Genomic DNA, 22,711 nt, shown 5'->3' with positions numbered 1-22,711 from the left:
AAAATAACAAAAATATCACACTTAAGGTTTTGCTTAATGATTACATGGATGCAGAGACATAAAAAATGGCTCATAATTACAATTTGGATTTCTACAATAGCTTTTGTCGGAGCAGGTTTTGTTGGCTGGGGACAATATAGCTATGGTGACAAGGCTGGCGCAGTTGCCAAAGTTGGAAACGTAGAGATAACTATGGGTGAGCTACAAAAAAGCTACTCAAACCTATACAATCAATATAGCCAAATGTTTCAAGGGAACTTTGATGAAGAAAAGGCTAAAAGTTTTGGACTCAAATCTCAAGCACTGAGACAACTCACTCAACAAGCTCTTATATTAAACCTTGCAAAGTCTTATAATCTTGAGATTAGTGATAATGAGCTACTTGAGAGAATTAAAACACAAGAGTACTTCTTTAAAGATGGTGTTTTTGACAAAGAGGTGTATAAACAAGCACTATCTAGAAACAATTTAACTCTTAAAGATTATGAAACTGATGTAAAAAAAGAGTTATTAATTGAAAAAGCTTATAATTTAATTTCTACTGATGCTAGAGATAGTGAACTGAAAATAATTAACACAATTGAAAATATAGCTGATAAAATCAACTATAAACTTTTAAGTGTAAAAGACATAAATATTGAAACTTCAGATGAGCTATTGAAGTCTTTCTGGGAAGGTATAAAAAACAGTTTTATGACTGAGATTAGCTATGAGATTAAATTTATCAAGCAGTCAAAAATTTCAAAAGAGTTTGATTCAAATACAATAAATGAATACTACAATGAAAATAAAACCCACTTTAAAGACATTGATGGGAAAATTTTATCATTAGAAAATGCAAAAGATAAAATTACTGAAGAGTTGAATGCTAAAGAGACAAAGAAAGAGGCTCTAAGAGCATATGTAGCATATAAAAAAGGAACCTTGGAAAATGCTGATGTTAAAAGCTCAACTATCTCTGTGTCAAATAATCCATTTAACAGTGATGTTATAACAAATATATCAAAATTAACTACGACATCACCATTCTTAAAACCTATTTTAGTTGGGGAAGATTATTATACTTTTGAATTGGTTAAAACTAATCCGGCAGAAGTTAAAAGCTATGCTGAAGCTAAAGCTGATGTTTTGCCGCTTTATGTAGAGGAGCAAAAACGATCTAAATTATTAGAATTAGCAAAAAACTCAGTTGATACATTTAGTGGCTATAAAACAAGTTTTATAACAGCTACAGATGCAGACAAACTAACAAACTTAGAGCTAAAAGATGCAAATGAATTTTTAAGTAAACTATTTATTTCCCAAGAGAAGAGAGGATTTATTGCATTAGAAAATGGAAATATTGTTATCTATAACATCTTGGAACAAAAACTGCTTGATAAAACTAACACTAATAAAGAAAATCCTATTGTTAGATTAAAAAGTGCTATGTTTAATGAAGGCTTGATTAAAAAGTTACAAAACAAGTACAAGACAGAGATTTTCATCCAAGGACTCTAAGTTGAGTAGAACTGTTTTAGCCATTGATATTGGCTCAACAAAAATATGTGCAATTATAGCCGAGATAGGTGATGATAATTCAATTGCCATCACTGGTGCTGGAATCTCTAAGGCTCAAGGTCTTAAAAAGGGAAGCATTACCAATATAGAGTTAGCATCAAAATCAATAAGAACTGCAGTTAGCGATGCTAAAAGAGTCTCGGGAAGTGATGTTAAAACTGCTATTGTCTCAATTTCTGGTGCTTACACAAAAAGTTTAAACTCAAACGGAATAGTAAATATCCAAAACAAAGAAATAAGCTTTAAAGAGATAGAAAAAGTAATGCAAACTTCTCTGTATAACGCTAACATACCAAATGAGTTTGAAGTACTTCATGCACTACCTTTCAATTTCAAAGTAGATGACCAAGACTTTATAGAAGATCCACTTGGGATGAATGCTTCAAGACTTGAAGTAGATACACATATAATCACTACTCAAAAATCTAATCTTAACAATTTAAAAAAAGCTGTACGCGGAGCTGGGATTGAAGTAGAAAACATTGTTTTAAATAGCTATGCCTCATCTATTGCTACACTAAACGAAGATGAAAAAGCATTAGGCGTTGCTCTCATAGATATGGGTGGAAATACAAGTAATATTATTATCCATTCAGGTAACTCAATTAGATACAATGACTTCCTTGGCGTTGCATCTAACCACGTTACGAGCGATTTATCTATGGCACTACACACACCGCTTAATGTTGCTGACAGCGTAAAGCTAAATTATGGTTCATTACTTACTCCAAGCAATGATCTAATTGAGCTACCTATCATTGGGGATGAAACAACTACTCATGAAGTCTCTTTAGAAGTTGTGCATAATGTTATATATGCAAGAGTTGAAGAAACCTTAATGATTTTAGCACAGTTCATAGAGAACAGTGGTCTAAAAGATCAGATAGGTGCCGGTGTAGTTTTAACTGGTGGCTTTTCCCAAATGGAAGGTATAAGAGATTTAGCAGTAGCAACTTTTGGCTCTATCCCCGTTCGTATTGCAAAGCCTAAGGAGATGGATGGTCTTTTTAATAATCTTCGCTCAGCGGAATACTCAAGTGCAATTGGACTAGTTATGTACGCTGCATCATCATATACACAATATGAGATAGATGTAAACAAAAGAGTTCGACATTCAAACGAGGAACATATACAAAATAGTAGTGTAGATTTTAGTGATGATTCAGATATTCCAACTCCTCCATCACCGGATGAAACAAAAAGAGATAGGATGATTTCCATCTCTTCTAATAAAGAAAAAAAGAGTGACGAAGCAGGAACATTTAGTAAATTTTGGAACTGGGCAACCCAGTTATTTTAAGGAGAGATTATGGAAGCATTTTTAATTGAAGAAACAAGTAGTACAAGTGGTGCAAGAATAATCGCAGTCGGAGTTGGCGGAGGCGGTGGAAATATGATTGGTCACATGCTTAAAGAGGGTGTTAAAGGCATAGAGATGATGCTTATAAATACAGATGCTCAAGCACTAAGTAAATCAGAAGCTACTTCAAAAATACAAATAGGCGTTAAACTGACAAAGGGTCTTGGCGCTGGGATGAAACCTGCTGTTGGTGAAGACTCTGCTGTTGAAAATTATGATGAAATCAAGAATGCTCTTAGTGGCGCTGACATTGTATTTATTTCTGCAGGTCTTGGTGGCGGAACAGGAACTGGTGCTGCCCCAATAGTTGCAAAAATTGCTAAAGAAGTTGGTGCGTTAACTATCTCTGTTGTAACAAAACCTTTTACATTTGAAGGCCCAAAAAGATTAAAACTTGCAGAAGCTGGACTAAATGAGCTTAAAAAAGAGAGTGATTCTATAGTTGTTATACCAAATGACAAACTACTATCTATTATTGATAGAAAACTGGGATTAAAAGATAGTTTTAAAATTGTTGATAGTGTTTTGGCTCAAGCTGTTAGCGGAACATCTGGAATTATTCTCTCCAATAGTGAAAATGACATCAACCTTGACTTTGCAGACCTAAAAACTGTTATGGGACACAAAGGAATGGCACTAATGGGTGTTGGAGAGCATGAGGGTGAAAATGCTGCTTATGAAGCTATTAAAGCAGCTATTGAGTCTCCTCTTCTTGACAATATGTCAATAAACGGTGCTATGGGTGTATTAGTTCACTTTAACATGCATCCAAACTTTCCTATGATGGAAATATCTGATGCTATGATTGTAGTTCAAGAGAGCGCACATGATGATGCTGAAGTTATATTTGGTACTTCAACTGATGAAACATTGCCTGAGAACTATATGAAAATAACAATAGTAGCAACTGGTTTTGAAAAAGACTTAACAAACAATGAAAATTTTGTTAGTGAAACTCCTTCTCCGGTAATTAAAGCTCGCCCTAGAATAGTTGTTGGTGGTGATTTTAATAGTGATGAATTAGATTTTCCATCTTTTATGAGAAGACAACAAGACTAAAATCACAAAGGATATACAATGATAAAGCAACTTTTGATAATATTGTTTCTTACTATAGTTACTTTTGCAACTGATATGAAGATGCAGAATAAAGAACTTGTAGATTATACCACTATACAAAACAAATTTATCATTGATGTCGATGAGCCAGCCAACTCACAAACACTTCCTAAACAAATTGATAGATATACTAAACTTGTAAATATAAAAACAGGTAATTCCAAACTTGTATATATTTATGAAATAGATACAAATTCACAAACAGATGAAGCCGTAAAACTAGAAGATAGAGCTACTATGAAAGAAGCTATTATAAGGGGCACTTGTATTAGTTCAAAACAATTATTGGAAGCAAATATATCACTCCAGTATTTATATAAAAGTTCAAGAACAAAAAAAGAACTGTTTAACTTTCAAGTCAACCATGAGAGTTGTTTTACAATTTAGAGCATAACACCTTTTTTTATGTAATATATTGCTACATACAAGCTAAGTAAAACTACATAAAGAGCATTAAATAAAATTGATATGTTATAAGACTTTTGTGACTCTTTTATAAAACCAACTGCTATCCCATAAAATGTTCCTATAAATTGTAAAAAATATATAATATACCCAACATAGTAGTAGTCATGCTTTAAAAAACAAAATGGGCAATGATGTGATGGGAGCGCATAGATATATGTACCAAAAAAAGAGATTAGACTAATCAAAGCAACTACAATAAAAAGTATATTTGCCAATGCAAACAAATGTCGTTTTTTTAAAAAATAAAACAGTGCTATAAATAAAAAATTACAATAAAATATAGTTAAAACAGTAGTTGTATCTAATGTAAAAACAGCGCCAATTGCAGAGGAAGAAGAACTAGAATATAAACTTCCGCAACAGCTCACCATCTTATCTATATCTATTGCGTTAAACATAACTGCATCCAATATTATCTCAACCATCAAAAAGAAAAACAGAGCAATAAATACTCCAAACTTTATCTTAGTATATGGTTGATTCTCATACTTTACATCTTCTGCATGTAGTTTCAGCCAATAAGCAAATAAATAAAGATTTATGATTTTTAGCGCTATTAGATAAGCTCCATATTCAGTAGCATCAATGACTCCTGCCCCGCACATAGCGCCTGTCAATACATTTGATATTTTATCAATAGTAAAAATAAAAAATAAAAAAAGTGGAATTTTTATAGCAAAGATAAACTTAATGATTGTAGCAGCTAAAACACTTTGCTTCTCTAAATCATATTGAATTTTAGATGTAGAGTTAATATCAAATTTCAAAAATATATTCGCGCTAAGAGCAAATGCAACTATTGCAAAAATGGCAAATATAAAATTTAGGATAAGTATAGTCAAGACCTGTGGAGAGAGTAACATTAGCTAATTACGCCTTGGTTTATTTCTATCTCTCTATCGACTATATCAAGGGTAAAAAAGACAGGGTCATGTGTAGCTATAACAACTGTTCTCCCTTGAGCTTTTAGCTCTTTTAATATCGCTATAAATGCAAGTGAAAGATTCTTGTCCAAGTTTGCAGTTGGCTCATCAGCTAAAATTATTTTAGGTTCATTGATATATGCGCGAGCTATGGCTACCCTTTGCTGTTCCCCGCCGGACAAATTTTTAACTAGAATATCTTTTTTATGCTCTATATGAAACATGTCTAAAACTCTTGATAGTTTTTGCTCAATAACATCTACATGTAGATTCATCGGGATAAGAGGAAGAATAATATTTTCTTTAACACTAAGATTTGCAAGAAGATTATACTTTTGAAAAATAAAACCTATGTTGTCACGCCTGAAATCTGATGCAAAATCATCTGATAGTTTAGAGATTCTTTTTTTATCAACAATAACTTCTCCGCTAGTAGGCTTACTAAGAGCTGCAATAAGTGATAAAATAGTACTTTTTCCACTTCCGCTTGGACCTCTTAAAACGACCAATTCACCTTCTTTAATAGATAAGTTTATATTATCTATTGCCGTTATAATATTGTTTTTATTTATTTCATATTTTTTAGTTATATTTTTCAACTCAATCATCTTATAACCTCGTCGCTGTCTAGTGTAGCACTTCTCCAAGATGGGATAATAATAGCGGCTATATAAATTGGCACACTTAAAAAGAAGATAAGGGACAGTGTTTGAATGTCAAAAACAAAAGGTAACTCAAAAGATGTTTTCAACTCTGAATACCCTGTAAAAATATTTTGCAAAAATGGTGCTTTAAGGATGTATACAAAGGCTAAAGAGAGTAAGACACCAAGCAGATATGAAAAAAACGAAATAATAAAACCCTCATAAAACTTCTCCTTTAAAACATCATCAACTCTCCAGCCAATTGCCTTAAGTATCCCTATCTCTCTTTTTTCTTCGCTACTTAGTCCGCTTGCTTTATCGTAAATAATTATAAAAAATGTAAATAGTGCGATTGTAAAAAGTGCTAAAAAAACTCCACTTTTGTAATCAAAAATATTTTGATAACTAATTTTCAAATCATCTTTTGTTATCACTCTGCTATCTGGAAACATAAGCTTGATTTTTGAAGCAACGGTTTGGATTTCATCTACATTTGAAACATTAACAACAATATCTGTGGCTTTTGAGTCTTCTATATCAAAAATTTCTCTGACATTATCTTTGCTCATAACTATAATATCATTTGATTCTAGCTCAGTCTCTGGTTTAAAAACTCCACTAATCATGATTTTTTTGAGTTTACCATCTGGTTTTATAAAGTTAAAATACTCGTTGTAGTAGCTCTTGTTCATACTATTTTTAACACCCTCTCCGACAATCATCGAGTTAACGCTAAAGTCAAATGTTTTAGCAATATTTTCAAAGGAGTTTTTATATTGTTGTTCATACTTCTCTATACCGACAATACTAAAATTAACACCAATATTTTCAAAATAGTAATATCCCCAAACTCTCGAAACAGTAGAGGTAACCCCCGCAATTTCTAGTATATCATCGGCTACACTAACATCTATATCACTGTGACGACCAGCTTTTATCTTTTGTACTACTATCTCCGGCAGAGAATCTACAGTGCTTTGGAGTTCATATTTTATTGAATTGGTTATAAAAAAGACTGAGGTTAGTATAAATATAAGAGTAGTTAAGACAGCAGTTATAAAAAAGCTTTTATATTTTTGTCTCAGTAGAGAGTTTATTGCATACTCTATTAGATAAATATTTATTTTACTTCTCATTTAAACTCTTTTTATTAATAATGTGAGAGTGCGAGTAGGTAAAAGTTGATACAAAATACTCTCTCAAGCTCACATCATCTTTAAATATAGAAAACATATCGCTCATGCTTCTGTGTCTAACATAACTCGCTTCAGTTGAGATAGCTAAATCCGGTAGCCCTGCCAGCTTCACAAATGCCACTTTAGAGTCTATAGTTTCACTACTGCCTTTAGTGCCAAGATAGATAATCTCTGTAATCACAGCTCCAATAAGAAACAAAAAAATATAAAAGAGAACTCTGCTTTTTTTATTAATCAAGCTTATCTACTTCTTCTTTATTTATATCAATAAAATTTAAAACCTTAAACCCCTTATGATCAATGTTAAAAGTTTTTGCTTCACTCTCATTTTTAAATGGAATTATTTCATCTCCCATAGGTCCATAAACATCACTCCCTATAACATAGTATGCTTCCGCTCCGTCTATAGCTTTTTGAGAGTAATAATCTGTAACTAAGATTTTTGAAACACTATCTTTATGTTTAAAATAATACTTCATCATGTCTTTTATCCCGTCAAATGAAAGATGAGAATCGCCATAAAAAATTTGAGCAGCCCATTTTGGATATTTATATACAAACATGCCACAAATTGGACATTTCTCATCTTTTGTTACTTTTATTGTATTAGCAATTTTTTCTAAATCATCAAACTTTTTTACTTCCCACAGATAAACTGAAACTGCCTGAAGCTCTTTTTCATCTAGCTCTTCACCATTTTTTTCTTTACATAAGTTCTCATTTTTAATAGCTGACTTCAACTCATTGATTTGTAAATAGTTTTTTGGCTCAATATCTTTTTTACATGTATTTTCAAATATTTTCTTCCCCATTGGGTATATTTTTTTTATTTTCTTTTTATTTATCATTTGGATATCAGACTCTAAAGATTTTTTTGCAATCTCAAGAGCTTTATCAAAACTAACAACATCTCCGCCGTTTTCAATACTAAAATCTTCTGCTGATTCGGCATTTTCAAAAGCTAGCTTGCTAACCTTCGTCATCGTCCCTTTAATATCTGAGCCAACTACGTAAAAAGCTGCTTTTGCATCTATAAGCTCTTCACTTAATACATCTACCACTTTCACATCATCAGCATTTAGGTTATGCTCATGCATATCCACTGTTAAACATCTAATAGAGCAATATTGTCTGTTTTTGCCACTAGGCAGTTTAGAAGTATGAGAAGTTTTATAGTTCATTTTTATATTCATTCCACAGACACTGCACCAATGTTTTTGCTTACCGCTCTGGACTAAGACAGGTTCTGAATTTGCCTCCTTTGAAAAGGCACATAGCGAAGAGTATGTAAAAATAAGTAAGAGTGTGTAAAGAAAAATTGTAGTTTTTTTCATAGAAAATGTTTCCTATATTTATAATTGTATAAATATAGCTAAAGAGTGTTAATTCTACGTTAAAAAAAGTTTATGACACTCTTAAAAGCATCAATCTTCTGATGAATAATAGAATAAGTGAAACCGCCAAAATTTTAAAATCAAGTTCACTTGCAAAATGGATATTAGCAAAGGTGTCACTTTGAGTTGCTTCTATTCCCAAGGCTTGCATTGCAAGTATTTTAGGGGCATATACAGCACTAAACATAAGTGCAGAAAAAACAACTGTAACTGCACTGATAAAAGCTATCGTATCACGCTTACCACTTTTGTATAGCAGCGCCTCATATATGAAAACATAAAAAGCCAAAGCATACACCCAGTACGAAAAACGGTGGAAAATTTCACCCATAATTATTCCGGCATTGTACTTATCAAGCGTTACTCCAATCAATACATCACTAGAGTTAAAAACAACAGGTGCTACTATTGGGCCCAAAACCATAATAGCTCCAAATGTTGCTGCTAATATAATCAAATAACTAAAATCAAAATAAATTCTTTTACTCACTAGTATAACCTTATTGTAAAGCCTCTATCAAAACTGGCTAAGTCTTTATAAAATACTAAACTATCAAATTTTTTATTTTTCAAATAAGATTGTATCTTATCCTTTTGGTCATAACCAAATTCACAACTAAATAAGTTAATGTTTCTATTTAAGGCTTCATCAAGAAGTTCTTTAACTATCTCATCACCAACTGTGCCGCCAAAGAGAGCATTTTGAGGTTCATAAGAGAGATTATACTCAAGAGGTTCATTATCGGCAATATACGGTGGATTAGAGACTAAATAATCTATATGTTCAGTTATAGGCTCAAGCAGTGAACCTAACCTCAATTCAATTCTATCTTGAAGTTCAAACTTTTTTATATTTATCTCTGCAATATCAAGTGCTTCTTGTGAGATATCAACAGCTATAATATTTGAATTTGGAAATATTTTTGCAAGCATTATAGAGATAATACCACTTCCCACACCAACTTCGGCAAATGTTATTTTTGCATTTTTATCTGAAACATTTTTTATAACTTCATCTATTAAAAGTTCTGTTTCAGGGCGAGGAATCAGAGCTCCTTTTGCTATATAAAACTCTTCACTGTAAAAACTCACACTGTTAGTTATGTACTCCAAAGGCTCATTTTTACCTCTTCTTTTAACCCACTCAAAAAGATTCTCACTATTATCTACATGTGAGGTTTGGTTTGTTAAAAGCCAAAGCTCATCAACACGAAGATGAGCCATAAGAAGAAGTTGTGCCTCTCTTGATGCTCTCTCTATTATAGGGTTGAGCGTTGTAGTTATCTCTTTTAAAATATCTTTTACTAAATATTTGCTTGACATGTACCCTCTAAAGCACTTTTATCTAACTCTGCTACATCAACACCCAATGCCTTTAAACGCTCTAAAACAGGTGGGTGAGTGTAGTGAAAAAAGATATAAAGAGGATGTGATAGTGGAAAACTTTTATTTTCAGTCACAAGTTTTTTAAGTGCATTTGCAAGTTCAATCTCACCGCCGATTCCTGCTAATTCGCTACCCATTTTATCTGCTTCGTACTCATTATGACGACTAACTATTCCCATAATCGGCATCATTAAAAAACCTAAAACCGGCATAAAAAGAAGCAGTAAAATAATTAGTACATAAGGTGCTTGAGATAGTCCTAACTCTAAGTAAAGTGACTCAGGAAGATTTCCAAAGATTCCAAACATTGCAAAAAGCATAGCTCCGACTAAACCTATGTTTTTATATATATCTCCATGTGCAAAATGTCCTAGTTCATGTCCTAAAACTGCAAGTAACTCTCTTGTGCTAAGCTTTTCAATTAAAGTATCAAAAAGTACAACTCTTTTTGCTTTGCCAAATCCGCCAAAGTAAGCGTTTAGTCTTGCATCTCTCTTGCTTGCATCGCTTACAAATACACCAGAGCTTACAAAGCCTGTTTTATCCATTAGAGATTTTATCTCAGAATCAAGTTTTTCATCTTTAAGAGGAGTTAGTTTGTCAAAAAACATCGCTCTAAATGCTGGATAAAGCATATTTATGAGTATAACAACACTAAAGATAAAAAGAAAACTCCAAAGCCACCAGAGAGTAAAGTTAGATATTATTAGGTAAACGCCCCAAACAACCAAAGAACCAAATATAAGCGTCATTGCAAATGAGATAGCAGTATCTTTTATCCACTGAGCCATACTTGATTTATTAAAACCAAATTTTTCGTCTAAAATAAATTTCTCATAATATGAAAATGGCAAAGAAATAAGAGAACCTATAATCAAAAATCCCATAACAACAGCAACATTCATTACAGCTTCATTTTCAAACAATAGAGTACTCTCTAAAGCTTTAATACCAAATCCTATCCACATTATAAATAGTAAATAATCTATAAAAGCAGTTGCTATAGACATCTTCTCTTTTGCAACACTATAGTCCCCTGCTTTAACAAAGTCCGCATCTGATAAAAGTACGGCTTTGCCCCTTTTTGCTTTGTTCACATAGCCAATCTGCATAACACTTGTATAAATAGTAATAAGCACAAAAACAGTATATATACCAACAATCATCATTAACATTTAAATACCTTAAATTTTTTCGTATTCTATCATTATTTTCTATAAACTTATTTTATAACTATTTAATATATATCTTATAAATATTACTAATATTCCTTATTGTTATTTATTATTAGGTAAAATACAAAAAATAGAAGGAGCTTAATATGATATCCAATCAAAATGTCAGTAAAGTATATAAAATGGGAGAGGTTGATTTAACAGTTTTAAAAGACCTTAACCTTCAAATAAACTACGGTGAGTTTGTTGCAATTGTTGGGCCAAGCGGCAGCGGAAAAAGTACCGTATTAAATCTGCTTGGCTGCTTAGATAAGCCGACTGATGGAAAAATATTTATAGATGAGACAGACGTAACTCAGCTAGACACAACAGCATTAGCAAAGTTCAGAGGTGAAAATATAGGTTTTATCTTTCAAAGTTTTAACCTCATCCCTGTACTTTCAGTTTATGAGAACATTGAATATCCCTTAATTATGATTCAAAATCTACCAGAAAAAGAGCGTCATGATAGAATTATGACACTGCTTAAAGATGTTGATATGTTAGACCAAAAAGATAAATTTCCAGATCAACTCTCAGGTGGACAAAGACAGCGTGTAGCCATTGCGAGAGCTTTAGTTACAAAACCTAAGATTGTCTTTGCTGATGAGCCTACTGCAAACCTAGATACTCATACATCAAATCAGATTATTACTCTTATGCGCAATATTCAAAAAGAGTTTAACACTACGTTTATTTTCGCTACCCATGATGAAAAGATTGTTACAGCAGTAGATAGAATCATTACGCTTGTTGATGGTGTAGTTACAGATGACAGAAGGGTTGCATAATGAAAAATATCATAAAAATTTCTTTTAGAAACCTACTTAGAAGCGGTAGAAGAACTATCTTAACAGCTAGTTTAATTACTATAGGTGTAATGTTTGTTTTAATCTACTCAGCACTCTCTGGCAGCTTTAAAGCATATATGGTTGGTCAGGTTACTGACTCAATGTTAGGACATTTACAAATTCACAAAAAAGGGTATGTAGCCTCTGTTGACAACTTGCCGCTTAACAAAAACCTTAATGAGAAGCAGATAGCTAAAATAACAGAGATTTTAGATGAGAGCCCTTTTATTGAGAGTTATGCAATGCGCCTTAAACTCGGTTCAATGTTCTCCAACTATATAGAATCAACAAGTATTAGACTAAACGGTATTGACCCACAAAAAGAGTCTAAAACTCTTCCACTGTTTGAATCACGAATACAAGGTGCCACAATAGACTCACTTAAAGAGGGAACTATCTTAGTGCCAGAGTTATTGGCAAAAGGTATGCAGGTTAAAACAGGCGATACAGTAGTTTTAGTTGCGACTAACCAAAAAGGGTCTGTTAACGGGCTTAACTTTATGGTTGCAGGAAGTGTAGAGGCTGCTTCAGGACCAGGAGGAAGAGATGGTTATATTCATATCAATGATGTTAAAAAGCTTCTTAGACTAAAAGAGGTAGAGATAAGTGAAGTGGTAATTAGACTTAAAGATGTTAACAATTTAGAAAAAGCCATGAAGGAACTAGAGCCACTAGCTAAGTTTACCGACCAAAAAGGAAAGCCGGTTTTTGAAGTGCACTCATGGGAGCAGCTTAGCCCTTTTTATAACATAGTTAAAATGTTAAACCTTATGGATATATCTATTAAAATAATTTTAATCTCCATAGTGCTTATTTCTGTTTTAAATGTAATGGTTATGAGCGTTTACGAGCGTATAAAAGAGATAGGAACTATTGCGGCCATGGGTACTACACCAAGCACTATAACAAAGCTTTTTTTAACAGAGGGGCTTATGCTCGGTATTTTTGGCACCATCTTAGGAAGTATTATCTCTTATCTAATCGTCTTAGTTATCAATACAGTCGGTATTACTTTCTCTTTTGGTAGACAAGCGGAACTAACACTAAATCCTGTTCTACATGTAAACGAGATGCTAATGGTAAGTGTTATAGTAATAATAATCTCTCTTATTGCTTCAATCTCTCCTGCTAGAAAAGCAGCAAAGCTCAACCCAGTTGATGCTTTAAGACAAAACTAGGATTTTACTAATGAAATTATTTGCCCTATTACTAACACTAAGCACAATGCTATTAGCAGAAACTATACTTGAGACAATTGACAGAAAACTAACACCAGTATCTGCACAAATGTATAAAAAACTTATAAACATAGAGCCAGATGGCTCTAAAAAAGAGTTTATGATGTTTCAAGCAAAAAAAGACAAAGATAAAATGGTTTCGCTGTTTTTATCTCCAGATAGTGAAAAAGGTCGTGCAACTCTACGTCTTGGTGACAACATGTGGCTATATATTCCAAATGTTGGAAGACCTCTACGTATTACATCAATGCAATCAGTTGTAGGCGGTGTATTTAACAATGCTGATATTATGAGACTTGATTTTAGCACTGAGTATGATGTTGTAACTAAAGAGGAAAAAGAAGATTTTATACTTCTTACTCTAAAAGCAAAAAATGACACTGTCTCTTACGATAAGCTTGTAATGCAAGTAGATAAAAAAACTCTTACACCTATGGAGGTGGAGTGCTATACTTCTACTAAGATGCTGATTAAAACACTCTATTACAAAGAGCTAAAAGACTTTGGTGATGGAATTGTCCGCCCTTCTGTTGTTGAGACTATGTCGCCTATGTATAAAGATTATAAATCTATTATGATTTACGGAAAAATCACACCTAAGAACTTTCCTGATGAGGCATTTACACTAGATACTCTTGCTAATGCTTCAGACCTAAGAAGATAATATATACATGTTAAAAGTTCTACTTCTAATCTTTATATCTTTGTCACTTATTGCTGATGAGTATGCATTTGATATGGGTGAAATAGAACCTAAGACTTATGAGTACAATGGTTATCTTCGACTTGACAACAGGGTTCAGCAACTTGATAATGCAGATGATGATTATCAAAACTCTCTTCATCTAGAGGGGCTGTTTAATTTTTCTTACTTCTACGAAATGTTCACATTTAAAACCTCCGTAATGGCTACTTATGACCATATAAAAGATAAAACAGCACAAAGCTATTTTCCAGTTAATGAGCTTTATGTTGGAGCTAAACTAAATGCAAACCACACAGTTATGGTGGGAAAAGAGTCTCTTGGATGGGGAAAAGGATACTTTTTCAATCCCGTAGCTTTTTTTGACAGAGCAAAAGATCCTCTACAGCCAACACTCTCACGAGAGGGATATGTTATAAGTAAATACAGCTATAACAAAAGCTTTAGCAGCGATTTAAAAAATCTCTCTCTTGACCTTGTATATCTGCGTGCAAGTGAATCACTAAATAAAGACTACTACACCCTTGCTACAAATCAAGAAGAATCAAATAACATTGCTATGCGTCTTTACCTTCTTTGGCATGACACTGATATAGACTTAATTTACAACTATTCAGACGTAACCAAGGAAAAAATAGGTTTTGACTTTTCCAAAAATATTCAAACAAACTTTGAAGTTCATGGTGAATATGCTAAAGTCATTGATGATAATTACTCATATCTTTTAGGTATCCGCTACCTAACTGACTTTGAACTTACAATAATCAGTGAATACATCTATCAATCAGATGGTTTAAACAAAGAGCAGATTAAAACATCAATGGTCACACTTCCATTTATTGCAAAAGATTATGCCATTACATCAATTTCTCAAAAAGAGCCCTATGAGCTACTATATTTTAGTATCTACTACAACAATATGACAAACCTTCAAGACCTCTCACAGCAAAATAAAATTGGAGCTGCTTATAGTTTTAGTAACAATATAGATCTTGACTTCTCTTACAACATAAACAGTGGTTCAGACTTGAGTGAGTTTGGGAAAAAACAGGTAAGTGACTTTGTCTGGTTAAGAGTGACTTGGAACTACTAAAGGTATGATTACAATACGTAATCAACGACCTTGGACTCTAGAGTTACAGATTTTATAAGCTCTACTACTTTTAGATGCTCAGGATGCACTGCATAAGCCTGCAAATCTTCTTTTGTATCAAATGTTGAGTATAGTGACATATCAAATGCTCTCTCGGTTCGTGAAAAGTCAACCCCTACTTCCATAGATTTTAGAGTTGGTATTAGCTCAACTAAAGAGTTTAACCTTTTTACAACCTCTTCAATATTTGAATCTCTATTTTCTTCTTTAAATTTAAACATTACTATATGAACTATCATTACAAACCTTCTAATATATTTGGCAAAATTTTATCTAACTAGAGGCAATATAGCCCTTAAATAATCCCTTTCCAGAAAAACTGGGCAATCATCACTATTAAAAATACTCCGACAAGATTTAGAACTATTCCGTATCTCGCCATATTTTTAACAGATACCGCTCCACTGCTCATGGCTATTGCATTTGGCGGCGTGGCGATTGGAAGTATAAAAGCATAACTGGCACATATCGTTGCGACCATCATAAAGAGAGTTGTATTTATGCCGGCTTGCTCTGCTACTGCGTATATAACAGGAAGCATTATAGAGATTAGTGCAGTGTTTGAAGTTATCTCTGTTGTAAAAGTAATAAGCATTGCCACACTAAAAAGCAGAAGTATTGGTGGCAGGTCTGTCATAACTATAAGATAAGATGCAACTTCATCTGCCAAGCCTGTTTCGCTAAAAGCTTTTGCAATACTAAATCCAGCACCAAATAAAAACATAATTCTGTATGGGATTTTTGCTTTATCATCCATCCAATCTAGTATGCTAAATGGTGGTGCGAAGAGTAAAAGACCACATGTAAGTAAAATTCCCGCTTCACTTAGTCCAAGTCCATTCCAATATGGTTTTATAGGTGCGTTTATCAAAAGTAAAACTACTAGACCGGCAATTAGATATAACACTTTTTTTTGATTTATGTCTAAAGTTTTATTTTCACTACCTATTGAAATGTCAATATCTTTTACCCCCATGCTAAGAAGTGAAGCAACTACGAAGAACATAAGAAAAACCAAAGGAGCAGTCATCCACATCCACTGAAAAAATGGTATAGCCTCCATTGCTTTGTCCTGCATAATCCCTAGTAAAATAAGGTTCGGTGGTGTTCCAATAGGGGTTAATATTCCGCCAACGCTAGCACCATAAGCTATTGCAAGAGCAAATCTCATTTTAAGTCTTAAATTATCCGTTATAAAAAGAGCAATAGACATAAGTAAAAGCGTTGTAGTTGTGTTAGATAAAACTGAACTAAGCATTCCAGATGTAATTGTTAGTGAAAAAATTATACCCTTTGGGGTTGAGGGAAAAATAGATAACATCTTGTCCGCTATCCAAGTGTGAAGATGAGTTTTCTCAACCGCAATAGCAAGTAAAAAACCGCCTAAAAATAAAAATATAATAGGGTGAGAGTAGTTCGCTGTTGTTTCTTTGGTGGTTAAAATTGAGAATGCAGGAAAAAGGATGATTGGTAAAAGAGAAACCACACCCAACGGTAAACCCTCGTTTGTCCACAGAGTAACTAAAATAGCTATCAGCCCAAGAAGTGAAGCTTGTTGTGTTGTAAAGACAGTTAAAGATAGAGCGAAGACTAAAGCACCTATTAAAATAGCTACTGCAATCTTTTTAAACTGTTCTGCATGTTCACCCATCTAAAACACCATCTCTTCAAACAGTGGTCTGCTCTGCACATCTTCACTCATGCACTTTTCTCTTAATAAATCAAGACTTTTATACTCTCCACTATCTTTTTCACTACAACGAACTAACATGTCATCTAAAAGACATCCAAAAGCTCGTACTTCTATTTTCTCATAATCTCTATTTTTTTTGTCGTAAAAACTTGCAGCTCCAAAGTCACCAAGATAACACTTATTCTCGTTGTTGATTAAAATATTGTGAGCATAAAGGTCGCCATGCATCAGACCTTTGTCATGTAGATGAGCAGCAGCGGAGACAATAGCTTTTGCTATTTTATAGATAGCTTCTACACTGAACTCTCTACCCTTTTCATATATGTCTCTTGTGCATGTATCAAAGTTTGGCGGGTATCCCAAGTTCTCAAAAATAGCTGGGATGTACTCTAAAAGCAGACCTAAGCGCTCATCTCCTTTTATCTTCGCAAATACTTTAATAAGATTCTCATGTTCACCAACACTCATACATGCATTCATCTCATCTTTTGCATATCCATCGCTAGTTACGGCACCCTTAAAAAACTTAATGGCTACATCTTTGTCTAACTCTTTCATATAAGCCTTAAATATCTTACCTGAAGCACCCTCACCTAAAAGTTCTTTCACCTCTAACTCTTCGTAAGCTATCTCTTTGTGACATATATCTGGACTCTCTATACATGGATTACCAGAGAATGCTAACCATGAGAGTTTTGGAAGTCTTAATAACCAAGATGGTATATCTTGTAGTTGGTTTGCAGATAAACGGAGTAGTTCTAGATTTTTACACTCTGCCATAGAGTCTGGCAGATTAGTTAGTTGGTTACCAGCGAGTGGAAACTTTTGCAGTTTTGATAGTTTGCCGATGGAGTTTGGCAAGCTTTTAAGTCTGTTGTCTGTCAATATAAGCCAACTAATACTAAGAGGCAATATATCTTCATCAAAATGCTCTATTTGGTTTGCTTTTAAACCTAACATGTAAAGATTTTCACACCCTTTAAATGCAGATGGCACAGTAGTAAAGTTGTTATATGAAAAGAAGGCAATCTTTAGTTTTTTAAGACTGCTTAACTCCGCTGGGATATGAGAAAGTGAGTTATTACTTAAATCTAAAAACTCCAAGGTGTCTGCTAACTCAAATATTTCATATGGAAAAGATGTAAGATTCTCAGATAAAGAGAGTTGTTTAGTCCCTTTTAGCTCGCCTGAACGAAGTTGTGCTAATGTTTGCATATAAATCTAACTTGAGAGCAAGTCTCTTAAAGACTCTTTAGGATTTTTGCCCTCCAACATCTCATAAACCTCTTTGGCAATTGGAAGATACAAATTGCGAAGCTGAGAAATTTCATGTAATGCATAAGCAGTACCTATCCCCTCCGCAACTTCTCCAAGCTCTTGAAGAATATCCTCTTGAGTTCTCCCTTTTGCTAAACCTAAGCCGACACGAAAGTTTCTTGACATGTTAGATGATGCAGTTAGAAAAAGATCACCCGCTCCACTAAGTCCCAAAAAACTATCCTCTTTTGCTCCGTAGTGAAGGCCAAACCTCTGCATCTCAACTAGTCCGCGAGAAATAAGGGCTGCTGCAGCATTTTTACCAAGTCCTAATCCTTCGCAAATCCCCGCAGCTATTGCTATTACATTTTTATATGCACCGGCAACCTCCGCTCCAATTACATCAGTTGAAGTATATATTTTTATAAAAGATGGAAATAGATATGAAAACTCTTTACTTAACTCTTCATTTTTAGAATTAATTACTAAAGCCGTAGGGAGTGACTGCATAACCTCTGTTGCAAATGATGGACCTGAAAGAAAAGCAATGTTAGATTCAGGAATATGGTTTGCATAAATATCATTTAAAAATCTACCAGTCGTTGCTTCTATACCTTTGGATGCAACCAAAATCTTTTGATTTGTAAATACAAAGTTGTCTTCCAGCCAAGATGCTATTTGTTGCGCAGGCACCGTAATAATTAAGTACTCACACTTTAGTATCTCTTTTAATGAAACAAAGTTTTTCACCTCTCTTGGTGTTCTTGAGGTTATAAAAACATCACTTTTCTCACTCAGTGCGAAAGCTAAAGCCGAACCCCATTTACCTGCTCCTATAACACCAACTTTACTCACAATCTGCTCCCTATCAACTTTTCAAAATCTTTAATATCTTGTTCATATCCAACAACAACAAAAATGTCACCGCTTTTAATTATATGGTGTTTTTCCTTCGATGCGTATATGAACTCGCTACTCATATCATCATGTACAATAGAAATAACGATTATTCCATGCTCCCTGCTCCAATCTATGTCTGCCGGGTATTTACCATCGAAAAAATTATTGTTATCAACTACTATTTGAGCTATTTTTAAATCACTTTTTTCATATAAAATATTGTGCAATACCTCTGTAACTATTGGTTTTTCAAGCATCTCTACAATAATATTCGCAGTAGTCTGCGTAGTTGGAATAACTCTTGTTGCCCCCGCTAAAGTAAGTTTGTCTGTACTCTCTTTATCTTCTGCTAAAGCGACTATTGTCAAATCTTTAAACGAGTCTCGCAGTGAAATAGTTAAAAATATATTTTCTGCCATATCCTCAAGAACACAAAACGCAACACAATCATCTATATCAACAATAGTGCTTAAATCATCCCAATTGTCACTCAAATCAAAACTATGTATTTTATAATTATTCTGCTCTTTTAGCTCACTATATTCGCCTAATCTAAAAATGTATATATTTTTATAGTATGCTGATATATTTTTTTCAATCTCAAAAGTGTAGTCGTTGTAGCCAAAAATCAGAGCACTTTTTTGTCTCATTTTTTACCCTTATTATTCAATGAGTTGCTAAACTCCTTTATAAACTGTATATTTCCTATTACAAGAAGATAATCGCCAACTTCTAAAACTGTGCTGTCAATAGGATTAAATAAAAATCTTTTTTTACTCTTTTTATATATTCCCAAAAGTATAACCCTATACTTTTTATTATGCAAATCACTAACGGTTATAAAATTACTTAGAACTCTATCGCTTACAAGAATCTCTTGCATATCAATACCGTTAAAGTTTGAACGTAAAGCATGGATTGCTTCAAATGCAACTGGCTGACCAACAAACTCTTTAGCGACTATCCCAACCAACTCTTTTTCATAAATAAGTTCATTAACACCTGCAAATATTAACTTGTTTCTATTGCTCTTATTTTTTAAAATAGACAATATAAAGACATCCTTGTTAAAGGAGCGAACAGTTAATGCTGTATATACATTCTCTACATCGCTATAACTTAAGCAGATAATTGCTTTTACTTGCGCTTGTATATTTATACGAAGTTTTCGGTAGCTCTCTGTAGCTCCTGGATCGTAATTTAGCACTACAAAACCATCTTTACGTGCCGATTCAGCTTTTGAGAAATTTTCTTCTAAAATAATGACTCTATTTTTTATAGAAAGTTTTTTAGCAACCTCTTTTGATATATTTTCATAACCGCAGATAAGATAAAACTCTTTTATTTTTTCTATATCGTCAATAAGTTTTGTGTCTTTTATCTCATCTAATTTTTCTGTAAATGCTGTAACTATAAGTGAAGTCGTAAATGAAAAGACTGCGATACCAGCAACTATAACAAACATCGACACTACTCTTCCAGGCTCCGTTATTGGAGTTATATCTCCGTAACCGACTGTTGATATTGTAACTATAGACCAATACAAGGCATCAAAAAGAGTCTTTATCTGTGAGCCTGGGCTGTTTGCTTCCATTACATAAATCAAAACAGATGAAACAAAAATAATAATTGAAGCAAAGATTAGTAACGTAAAAAACTCAAACTTTTTTGCAGCAAGAACTGAGGCAAAAGTTTGAATACTTTTTGCATATCTAAAGAGCTTGAAAACTCTAAATAGTATAAAAATTCGAAGAAGTCTTAGCTCATGAAAAAATGGAATAATTGCCATTAAATCAATAATAGCTTTAATTGATAATATATATTTAAATTTAATTTCGATTATCTCTTTTAAAGCATCAAATAACTTAAATTTTTCTCCAAGCATAGCATTATGCTCACTTTGCTCAATTATAACTTGAGTTACACTGCTACTTACCCAAAGCCTCAACATGTACTCAATAAAAAAGATAATAGATATGACATAGTTATTGAAAAAAAGAAGAGTGTCATTAACATGTGACTTTACTTCTCGTATCAAAATTACAACACTTATAAAAATAAGAGTAATCATAAATAGGTCGAAATATCTTTTATATTTGTTGTTGCTGTTTTCTAATAGATTATAAAAAAAATGTTTATTTTTTGCATATTTTTCAGATGTATTTATATGGTATGCAGTATCAACCAGCAAACGCTTAAGCAAAACTAATTATCCTAGTTTTGCTTTTAGCACTTCATTTACGGTTTGAGGGTTTGCACTGCCCTTTGACTCTTTCATGACTTGCCCGACAAAGAAGCCAAAAAGTTTATCTTTACCGCCTCTATACTGTTCAGCCTTATCTTGGTTTGCAGCTATAATAGCGTCACATATAGCTTCAATTGCACCATTGTCACTAACTTGTTTTAAACCAAGAGCATCAATAACACCGTCAACTTCAAGATTTTCAACCATAAGCCTGTCAAGTACCTCTTTTGCCGCTTTTCCACTTATGGTGCCGTCCTCAATTCTTTTCACCAATTGTCCAAGTTTTTTAGCATCTACTGGAGAATTTGTGATGTTCATATCACCTTTTAGACGACCTTGTAGTTCTGTTGTAAGCCAAGTCAAGGCATTTTTTGCAGATATGCCTTCTTGCATCATAGCCTCAAAAAAGTGCGCCATCTCTACAGCAGAAGTTACAACACCCGCACTATACTCGTTCATGCCATAATCTTTTACAAATCTATCTCTCTTTTCATCTGGGAGTTCTGGTATTTGTGAGTATACAGCCATCATCTCATCAGTTACTACAGCTTTTAGCAGGTCCGGCTCTGGGAAGTAACGGTAATCAGCAGCTTCCTCTTTACCACGCATAGAACGAGTCTCTTGCTTCGTTTGGTCAAACAATCTAGTCTCTTGAGCTATCTCTTGCTCATATACACCATCTTCCCAAGCCTCGCTCTGACGAGCCACTTCCAGCTCAATTGCTTTTTGGATGAATTTAAATGAGTTTATATTTTTAACTTCAACACGAGTATAAAGTTTTTCATCACCTTTTGGACGAATTGAGACATTTACATCAACGCGAAATGACCCCTCTTGCATGTTCGCGTCACCGATATCTAAGTAACGAATTATTGAGTGAAGTTTTTTAAGATAAAGGATAACCTCTTCTGCACTTCTCATATCAGGCTCAGATACTATCTCTAAAAGAGGAGTTCCTGCACGATTTAAATCAACTTTAGATATATCACCGTCATGTATATTTTTTCCGGCATCAGCTTCGATATGAGCACGATTAATGCGGATAATCTTGTGGCTTCCGTCTTCAAAGTCTATTTGCAATTTTCCATGCTCAACAATAGGTGTGTAGAGTTGTGTAATCTGATAAGCAGAGGGACTATCTGGATAGAAATAACTTTTTCTATCAAAGAATGATGTTCTATTTACAGTCCCGTCAATAGCAGTTCCGAGCATAATAGACTTATGTAAAACTTCTTTATTTAGTACCGGCAAAGCACCTGGAAGAGCTAAACAAGTTGGACAAGTATTTGTATTTTGTTTGTGATTGAAACTCGTAGGACACGAGCAAAAAAGTTTTGATTTTGTATTTAGTTGTACGTGGACTTCAAGACCGATAACTACTTCAAACATAAGTTTCCTTAGATAAAA

At 33.5% G+C, this 22,711-nt stretch carries 23 protein-coding genes; 8 read left to right on the top strand and 15 right to left on the bottom strand.

The window, feature by feature from the left end; genetic code table 11:
- Nucleotides 1-36 precede the first annotated feature (36 nt).
- The 4 genes from HUE88_RS04090 to HUE88_RS04075 are packed head-to-tail and all read left to right on the top strand — an operon-like array spanning nucleotide 37 to nucleotide 4,426.
- The gene (locus HUE88_RS04090) at nucleotides 37-1,500 is read left to right on the top strand and encodes a peptidylprolyl isomerase (RefSeq protein ID WP_194371343.1); all 1,464 of its coding nucleotides are present in this window, start codon (nucleotides 37-39) and stop codon (nucleotides 1,498-1,500) included.
- 1 nt (nucleotide 1,501) lies between these two features.
- Entirely contained in the window at nucleotides 1,502-2,860 is a 1,359-nt protein-coding gene (gene ftsA, locus HUE88_RS04085; RefSeq protein WP_194371341.1) for a cell division protein FtsA, read from the top strand.
- Nucleotides 2,861-2,869: 9 nt separating this feature from the next.
- The gene (ftsZ, locus tag HUE88_RS04080) at nucleotides 2,870-3,979 is read left to right on the top strand and encodes a cell division protein FtsZ (RefSeq protein WP_194371339.1); all 1,110 of its coding nucleotides are present in this window, start codon (nucleotides 2,870-2,872) and stop codon (nucleotides 3,977-3,979) included.
- A gap of 18 nt (nucleotides 3,980-3,997) precedes the next feature.
- Nucleotides 3,998-4,426: a hypothetical protein gene (locus HUE88_RS04075; RefSeq protein WP_194371337.1), complete on the top strand. Its 429-nt coding sequence runs from the start codon at nucleotides 3,998-4,000 to the stop codon at nucleotides 4,424-4,426.
- Here the strand turns inward: HUE88_RS04075 and HUE88_RS04070 are convergent.
- The 8 genes from HUE88_RS04070 to HUE88_RS04035 form a co-directional block, all read right to left on the bottom strand.
- The gene (locus tag HUE88_RS04070) at nucleotides 4,423-5,370 is read right to left on the bottom strand and encodes a hypothetical protein (RefSeq protein WP_194371336.1); all 948 of its coding nucleotides are present in this window, start codon (nucleotides 5,368-5,370) and stop codon (nucleotides 4,423-4,425) included. The two genes, HUE88_RS04075 and HUE88_RS04070, sit on opposite strands and share 4 nt — an antisense overlap.
- The gene (locus HUE88_RS04065) at nucleotides 5,370-6,038 is read right to left on the bottom strand and encodes an ABC transporter ATP-binding protein (RefSeq protein ID WP_194371334.1); all 669 of its coding nucleotides are present in this window, start codon (nucleotides 6,036-6,038) and stop codon (nucleotides 5,370-5,372) included. Before HUE88_RS04065 ends, HUE88_RS04070 begins: the two co-directional genes overlap by 1 nt.
- Nucleotides 6,035-7,210, bottom strand: coding sequence for an ABC transporter permease (locus HUE88_RS04060; protein WP_194371332.1), 1,176 nt, complete (start codon nucleotides 7,208-7,210; stop codon nucleotides 6,035-6,037). The genes HUE88_RS04065 and HUE88_RS04060 overlap by 4 nt, the downstream gene beginning before the upstream one ends.
- A complete protein-coding gene (locus tag HUE88_RS04055; RefSeq protein WP_229860148.1) occupies nucleotides 7,200-7,508 on the bottom strand; it encodes a hypothetical protein in 309 nt (102 codons plus the stop codon). Before HUE88_RS04055 ends, HUE88_RS04060 begins: the two co-directional genes overlap by 11 nt.
- Complete coding sequence (locus HUE88_RS04050; RefSeq protein WP_194371330.1) at nucleotides 7,501-8,604, bottom strand: nitrous oxide reductase accessory protein NosL; 1,104 nt, start codon at nucleotides 8,602-8,604, stop codon at nucleotides 7,501-7,503. The genes HUE88_RS04055 and HUE88_RS04050 overlap by 8 nt, the downstream gene beginning before the upstream one ends.
- Before the next feature lie 70 nt (nucleotides 8,605-8,674).
- Nucleotides 8,675-9,154, bottom strand: a complete 480-nt coding sequence (locus HUE88_RS04045; protein WP_194371328.1) for a DUF4149 domain-containing protein — start codon at nucleotides 9,152-9,154, stop codon at nucleotides 8,675-8,677.
- Nucleotides 9,154-9,987 (bottom strand): peptide chain release factor N(5)-glutamine methyltransferase, encoded by an 834-nt coding sequence (prmC, locus tag HUE88_RS04040; RefSeq protein ID WP_194371327.1) that lies wholly within the window; start codon nucleotides 9,985-9,987, stop codon nucleotides 9,154-9,156. The genes HUE88_RS04045 and prmC overlap by 1 nt, the downstream gene beginning before the upstream one ends.
- Nucleotides 9,969-11,225 carry a M48 family metallopeptidase gene (locus tag HUE88_RS04035; protein ID WP_194371325.1) on the bottom strand — a complete coding sequence of 419 codons (1,257 nt, stop codon included), beginning with the start codon at nucleotides 11,223-11,225 and terminating at the stop codon, nucleotides 9,969-9,971. The genes prmC and HUE88_RS04035 overlap by 19 nt, the downstream gene beginning before the upstream one ends.
- Before the next feature lie 146 nt (nucleotides 11,226-11,371).
- Between HUE88_RS04035 and HUE88_RS04030 the strand changes: the two genes are divergently transcribed.
- Genes HUE88_RS04030 through HUE88_RS04015 form a run of 4 tightly spaced genes read left to right on the top strand, consistent with a single transcriptional unit; the run spans nucleotide 11,372 to nucleotide 15,149 of the window.
- A complete protein-coding gene (locus HUE88_RS04030) occupies nucleotides 11,372-12,055 on the top strand; it encodes an ABC transporter ATP-binding protein (RefSeq protein WP_194371323.1) in 684 nt (227 codons plus the stop codon).
- Nucleotides 12,055-13,293, top strand: coding sequence for an ABC transporter permease (locus HUE88_RS04025; RefSeq protein WP_194371321.1), 1,239 nt, complete (start codon nucleotides 12,055-12,057; stop codon nucleotides 13,291-13,293). The genes HUE88_RS04030 and HUE88_RS04025 overlap by 1 nt, the downstream gene beginning before the upstream one ends.
- A 10-nt stretch (nucleotides 13,294-13,303) precedes the next feature.
- Complete coding sequence (locus tag HUE88_RS04020; RefSeq protein ID WP_194371319.1) at nucleotides 13,304-14,017, top strand: outer membrane lipoprotein-sorting protein; 714 nt, start codon at nucleotides 13,304-13,306, stop codon at nucleotides 14,015-14,017.
- A gap of 7 nt (nucleotides 14,018-14,024) precedes the next feature.
- Nucleotides 14,025-15,149, top strand: coding sequence for a hypothetical protein (locus HUE88_RS04015; protein WP_194371317.1), 1,125 nt, complete (start codon nucleotides 14,025-14,027; stop codon nucleotides 15,147-15,149).
- An 8-nt stretch (nucleotides 15,150-15,157) separates the two neighbouring features.
- On the opposite strand, the gene HUE88_RS04010 is transcribed toward HUE88_RS04015, so the two are convergent.
- The 7 genes from HUE88_RS04010 to gatB are packed head-to-tail and all read right to left on the bottom strand — an operon-like array spanning nucleotide 15,158 to nucleotide 22,693.
- Nucleotides 15,158-15,448 carry a Dabb family protein gene (locus tag HUE88_RS04010; RefSeq protein ID WP_194371315.1) on the bottom strand — a complete coding sequence of 97 codons (291 nt, stop codon included), beginning with the start codon at nucleotides 15,446-15,448 and terminating at the stop codon, nucleotides 15,158-15,160.
- A gap of 56 nt (nucleotides 15,449-15,504) precedes the next feature.
- Complete coding sequence (locus HUE88_RS04005) at nucleotides 15,505-16,860, bottom strand: SLC13 family permease (protein ID WP_194371313.1); 1,356 nt, start codon at nucleotides 16,858-16,860, stop codon at nucleotides 15,505-15,507.
- A complete protein-coding gene (locus HUE88_RS04000) occupies nucleotides 16,861-18,117 on the bottom strand; it encodes a protein kinase (protein ID WP_194371311.1) in 1,257 nt (418 codons plus the stop codon).
- Between the two features lie 6 nt (nucleotides 18,118-18,123).
- Nucleotides 18,124-19,014: an NAD(P)H-dependent glycerol-3-phosphate dehydrogenase gene (locus HUE88_RS03995; protein WP_194371309.1), complete on the bottom strand. Its 891-nt coding sequence runs from the start codon at nucleotides 19,012-19,014 to the stop codon at nucleotides 18,124-18,126.
- The gene (locus HUE88_RS03990) at nucleotides 19,011-19,709 is read right to left on the bottom strand and encodes a TrkA C-terminal domain-containing protein (protein ID WP_194371307.1); all 699 of its coding nucleotides are present in this window, start codon (nucleotides 19,707-19,709) and stop codon (nucleotides 19,011-19,013) included. The genes HUE88_RS03995 and HUE88_RS03990 overlap by 4 nt, the downstream gene beginning before the upstream one ends.
- A complete protein-coding gene (locus HUE88_RS03985) occupies nucleotides 19,706-21,262 on the bottom strand; it encodes an ion transporter (protein WP_229860147.1) in 1,557 nt (518 codons plus the stop codon). Before HUE88_RS03985 ends, HUE88_RS03990 begins: the two co-directional genes overlap by 4 nt.
- Nucleotides 21,263-21,268: 6 nt before the next feature.
- Nucleotides 21,269-22,693, bottom strand: a complete 1,425-nt coding sequence (gene gatB / locus HUE88_RS03980; protein ID WP_194371305.1) for an Asp-tRNA(Asn)/Glu-tRNA(Gln) amidotransferase subunit GatB — start codon at nucleotides 22,691-22,693, stop codon at nucleotides 21,269-21,271.
- Nucleotides 22,694-22,711: the final 18 nt, after the last annotated feature.

Source organism: Candidatus Sulfurimonas baltica (assembly GCF_015265455.1).
Lineage (GTDB): Bacteria > Campylobacterota > Campylobacteria > Campylobacterales > Sulfurimonadaceae > Sulfurimonas > Sulfurimonas baltica.
The sequence above is the reverse complement of the archived record's forward strand: the minus strand, read 5'-3'. Positions and strand labels throughout refer to the sequence as shown.

Bases quoted from the DNA above. Each gene is read 5' to 3' on its own strand.
- HUE88_RS04090 (WP_194371343.1), top strand. From the start codon at position 37: ATGATTACATGGATGCAGAGACATAAAAAATGGCTCATAATTACAATT.
- ftsZ (WP_194371339.1), top strand. From the start codon at position 2,870: ATGGAAGCATTTTTAATTGAAGAAACAAGTAGTACAAGTGGTGCAAGA.
- HUE88_RS04075 (WP_194371337.1), top strand. From the start codon at position 3,998: ATGATAAAGCAACTTTTGATAATATTGTTTCTTACTATAGTTACTTTT.
- HUE88_RS04070 (WP_194371336.1), bottom strand. From the start codon at position 5,370: ATGTTACTCTCTCCACAGGTCTTGACTATACTTATCCTAAATTTTATA.
- HUE88_RS04065 (WP_194371334.1), bottom strand. From the start codon at position 6,038: ATGATTGAGTTGAAAAATATAACTAAAAAATATGAAATAAATAAAAAC.
- HUE88_RS04060 (WP_194371332.1), bottom strand. From the start codon at position 7,210: ATGAGAAGTAAAATAAATATTTATCTAATAGAGTATGCAATAAACTCT.
- HUE88_RS04050 (WP_194371330.1), bottom strand. From the start codon at position 8,604: ATGAAAAAAACTACAATTTTTCTTTACACACTCTTACTTATTTTTACA.
- prmC (WP_194371327.1), bottom strand. From the start codon at position 9,987: ATGTCAAGCAAATATTTAGTAAAAGATATTTTAAAAGAGATAACTACA.
- HUE88_RS04035 (WP_194371325.1), bottom strand. From the start codon at position 11,225: ATGTTAATGATGATTGTTGGTATATATACTGTTTTTGTGCTTATTACT.
- HUE88_RS04030 (WP_194371323.1), top strand. From the start codon at position 11,372: ATGATATCCAATCAAAATGTCAGTAAAGTATATAAAATGGGAGAGGTT.
- HUE88_RS04025 (WP_194371321.1), top strand. From the start codon at position 12,055: ATGAAAAATATCATAAAAATTTCTTTTAGAAACCTACTTAGAAGCGGT.
- HUE88_RS04020 (WP_194371319.1), top strand. From the start codon at position 13,304: ATGAAATTATTTGCCCTATTACTAACACTAAGCACAATGCTATTAGCA.
- HUE88_RS04015 (WP_194371317.1), top strand. From the start codon at position 14,025: ATGTTAAAAGTTCTACTTCTAATCTTTATATCTTTGTCACTTATTGCT.
- HUE88_RS04010 (WP_194371315.1), bottom strand. From the start codon at position 15,448: ATGATAGTTCATATAGTAATGTTTAAATTTAAAGAAGAAAATAGAGAT.
- HUE88_RS04005 (WP_194371313.1), bottom strand. From the start codon at position 16,860: ATGGGTGAACATGCAGAACAGTTTAAAAAGATTGCAGTAGCTATTTTA.
- HUE88_RS04000 (WP_194371311.1), bottom strand. From the start codon at position 18,117: ATGCAAACATTAGCACAACTTCGTTCAGGCGAGCTAAAAGGGACTAAA.
- HUE88_RS03990 (WP_194371307.1), bottom strand. From the start codon at position 19,709: ATGAGACAAAAAAGTGCTCTGATTTTTGGCTACAACGACTACACTTTT.
- gatB (WP_194371305.1), bottom strand. From the start codon at position 22,693: ATGTTTGAAGTAGTTATCGGTCTTGAAGTCCACGTACAACTAAATACA.